This is a genomic window from Pseudovibrio sp. POLY-S9 (genome assembly GCF_001431305.1).
GTDB lineage: Bacteria > Pseudomonadota > Alphaproteobacteria > Rhizobiales > Stappiaceae > Pseudovibrio.
This window is the reverse complement of record NZ_LCWX01000086.1, coordinates 86,380-89,732: the sequence shown is the minus strand read 5'-3', so window position 1 is coordinate 89,732 and position 3,353 is coordinate 86,380. Positions and strand designations below refer to the sequence as shown.

The window sequence follows — 3,353 nt, the reverse complement described above, 5'->3', positions numbered from 1 at the left end:
CGGTGTTGCGGCTGCTGGCGTTGCAGCTGCGGCTGGACCCGTTGGGGCTGCAATTGGCGGGGCGTTTGTTTTAGGCTCAGTGGCCTTTGTTGCCACGCGGTTGATCAGATGGGGTGTGCACCATTACCAGAGCAAGCAGCTTCAGAAGGTGATCGCGGGTGATCAGCAAGCCATGCAGAAATATGCCCGTAAGCACAATATTACGACTGGGCAGGGTGGGTCTGCGCGGCGAAGTACCGTTGTTGCGGAGATTAAGAGACATGCCATTGATACGCTGACCAAGCACAGCACGAAGTTTGCTCTGCACCGGTTCCACCAGCGGCTCACTCAGGAGATTTCGCAGGTGGACAGGGCACACTGGGATCAATCACCCGCTATTGCCGTGATGAAGTGTTTCTTTGACGAGCCCGCGCAAATTCAAGCTATCGCAGGTTTGAGTGAGGATGCCGCTGTGAAGGTGCTTGCGAAGAAATTTCAGGTGCGGATGTAGGCATAAGCTTTTGTTCATTTTGATTTTGAGTAGCCACACCTGAGCTACGAGATGCTGTCACGGGAGTACTCTCCATTCGTCTTGGTTGTGTGAGCAACAACAAGAAGAAGGAGAAAATAATGCTTCAGAGTCTTATGAGAACTGGAATGATCTGTCTTGGCCTCACTTTACCTGGATCAGCCTTTGCGCTGCAGACATTAGCAGATGCTTGTACTGAGGTTGTGCCAAACTTTAATGCTTATGTTGAAGTTCTTAATGAAGCAGATGGGCGTAAGCCAGAGGTAATTGTTGGATTTACAACCAATGATGATACCGGTGAAACAGTCGATGTATTTGGGTTATGTGAGCCGCATGTTTTAGACGTCGTTTATTCTTGTGCCGTTCAAGTTGAAGGCTTTGTGAATGAAACGACACGCTTTAATTATCAGATATTGGACCTTAGCGATCAGAATGACCCTTTGCTAACGGAGTCAATGGTGTGTGATTAAAGGTGTACTGCGTCTATTCGCAGATACTGTAGCTCCTTGTAAACTAGCTTAATTGGTTTCCCAGTCGGGCATTCGCAACAAAAAAGGCAGCTTGCCGGAGTGATCCGAAGCAAGCTGCCTTTTGGAATTCTTAGATTTGGGCGCTGTAAGCCTTATGCTTTAGCTTTTGCCAGCAGTTCACGCATCTGGAGGTGTGTGAATTCGTTACCTGCGATGATGGAGCGGGTTTCGAACATGTCGTCTTTGCCGTTGGCATCGGACACGAAGCCACCAGCTTCACGCACAAGCAGAACACCTGCTGCCATGTCCCAAGGATGCAGGCCGTTTTCCCAGAACGCATCGAGGCGACCGGAGGCAACCCATGCCAGATCCAGTGCAGCTGCACCAGCGCGGCGGATGCCTGCAACCTCACCCATCACGTGACGGATTTCCTTCAGCGCGCGGCCATGGTCGCCAACGCCGATGAATGGAATGCCGGTGCCGATCAGGCAGTCAGTCATGTCTTTACGTGCTGCAACGCGGAGGCGGCGGTCATTACAGAATGCGCCAGCGCCTTTTTCTGCAGTGTAGAGCTCATCCATGATCGGGTTGTAGATCACGGCTGCTACGATCTGACCTGCGCGTTCCAGAGCGATGGAAACACCAAAGATCGGAATGCCATGGAGGAAGTTTGTTGTGCCGTCGAGCGGGTCAACGATCCAGCGGTGCTGACCGTCTGTGCCTTCGATCTCGCCGGATTCTTCCATCAGCAGGCCGTAGGTCGGGCGTGCTTTTTGAAGGTCTTCACGAACGATTTTTTCTGCTTTGTGATCTGCCTGGGAGACAAAGTCACCTGGGCCCTTGCGGGATACTTGCAGGTTTTCAATTTCGCCGAAGTCCCGTGCCAGAGAGCGACCAGCTTTTGTCGCAGCCTGAACCATTACGTTTAGAAGGGCCGTACGTGCCATTTTTTATTCACCGTTCCTGAATGGGTAATGAGGCAACCGTATGCTGCCTCATCTTTATTGCTTTAAGATTATTTCTCTGCGCGACGAACGTATTCAACGGAGTCGGTGTCTACAATGATCTTCTCACCAGAGGTGATGAATGGAGGCACCATACAACGTACGCCGTTTTCCAGAACTGCTGGTTTGTAAGAGGAAGACTGGGTCTGGCCTTTTACAACTGCGTCAGCTTCTACGATTTCCAGAGTGACATGGGTTGGGAGAGAAATGCCTATTGGCTTTTCTTCGTGCAGTTCAACAGTGACGGTCATGCCGTCCTGCAGGAATGCTGCGCGCTCACCAACGAATTCCTTCTGGAGTTCGAGCTGCTCATATGTTTCGTTATCCATGAATACCAGCATGTCGCCTTCTTCATAGAGGAACTGGAAGTCTTTCTGCTCAAGGCGAACACGCTCAACGGACTCAGTTGCGCGGAAGCGTTCGTTCAGTTTGCGACCGTCGAGCAGGTTTTTCATTTCGACCTGAGCGAATGCGCCGCCTTTGCCTGGCTTCACGTGCTGAACTTTAACCGCAGCCCAAAGTGTGTCCTGGTGCATAAGCACGTGGCCCGGCTTAATTTCGTTGCCATTGAGTTTCATAGAACTACCAATCAGTTTGATAAGTTCAGAGTATGTCGCGTTCACTTGGATTGACGCGCCACATTCTTAACTTTTGTTTTCATGCGTATCCTGATCTGAGGTCCGGTTGGTCCTTGTCAGGGATATGCTTTAGCAAAGGCTGGCACGGATTGGCGCTGGGCCTAGGATCGCAGCCTGTCTGGAGGTCTGTGCAACATAATTTCGCGCGATTTTCAAGGAAAAAGAGCGGATGCTCACCGTGAACCTACATTCCGGTGCATATCCACAAGGTTAGTGCGGACAACCTTAGGGCTTTTTATCGCTTCTGCGCTTGGTAATCTGTTCAACAAAGACGACGCTGAGAACGAAAGTCGCTACCTTGCCCAGCCCAGCTATTGCGGTGGTAGCGCCAATATCAAGTAAGCGAGTTCTGACCATTTCACCAAATGTCAGAAATGAAATTACACCAATTCCTAAGGCTAGCGCCAAGCGACTGATGAATATACTTATTTGCTTCATGGGTTTTCTTTTGCGATTAAAGTACCAGAGTATTTTAATCGCCTGACGTTGCGCGAAACTGAGTGTTGGTAAGTTGAGGGTGGTGTGTGTTGGAGTCTACCTGTCCTTATATACTTTGACTGGAGATAATTTTACATAAAAACTCATCGGTTTTTCATAAAGAGGATTGCGGTTAAGCGTTAGCGAGCTGGCTGGAGAACTGGAGAGGCGCCGATTTTTATTCCAATTTCTGCCGCACGTTTGCTGGCTTGCTCTTGCTGTTCCAGAGAAAGCGAATTGGAAATCGCTTCCAACT

At 50.1% G+C, this 3,353-nt stretch carries 4 protein-coding genes and 1 pseudogene; 2 read left to right on the top strand and 3 right to left on the bottom strand.

Going from position 1 to position 3,353, the window contains the following annotated elements; genetic code table 11:
- Positions 1-490: pseudogene (locus tag PPL9_RS06920) on the top strand (hypothetical protein); the annotation flags it as partial.
- A gap of 119 nt (positions 491-609) precedes the next feature.
- Positions 610-978 (top strand): hypothetical protein, encoded by a 369-nt coding sequence (locus PPL9_RS06915; RefSeq protein WP_152986614.1) that lies wholly within the window; start codon positions 610-612, stop codon positions 976-978.
- 152 nt (positions 979-1,130) lie between these two features.
- Here the strand turns inward: PPL9_RS06915 and PPL9_RS06910 are convergent, their stop codons facing one another.
- The 3 genes from PPL9_RS06910 to PPL9_RS33130 form a co-directional block, all read right to left on the bottom strand.
- Complete coding sequence (locus tag PPL9_RS06910) at positions 1,131-1,925, bottom strand: inositol monophosphatase family protein (protein ID WP_057461997.1); 795 nt, start codon at positions 1,923-1,925, stop codon at positions 1,131-1,133.
- A 68-nt stretch (positions 1,926-1,993) separates the two neighbouring features.
- The gene (gene efp, locus PPL9_RS06905; RefSeq protein WP_057462058.1) at positions 1,994-2,560 is read right to left on the bottom strand and encodes an elongation factor P; all 567 of its coding nucleotides are present in this window, start codon (positions 2,558-2,560) and stop codon (positions 1,994-1,996) included.
- Between the two features lie 285 nt (positions 2,561-2,845).
- Positions 2,846-3,058, bottom strand: coding sequence for a hypothetical protein (locus PPL9_RS33130; protein WP_208989220.1), 213 nt, complete (start codon positions 3,056-3,058; stop codon positions 2,846-2,848).
- Positions 3,059-3,353: the final 295 nt, after the last annotated feature.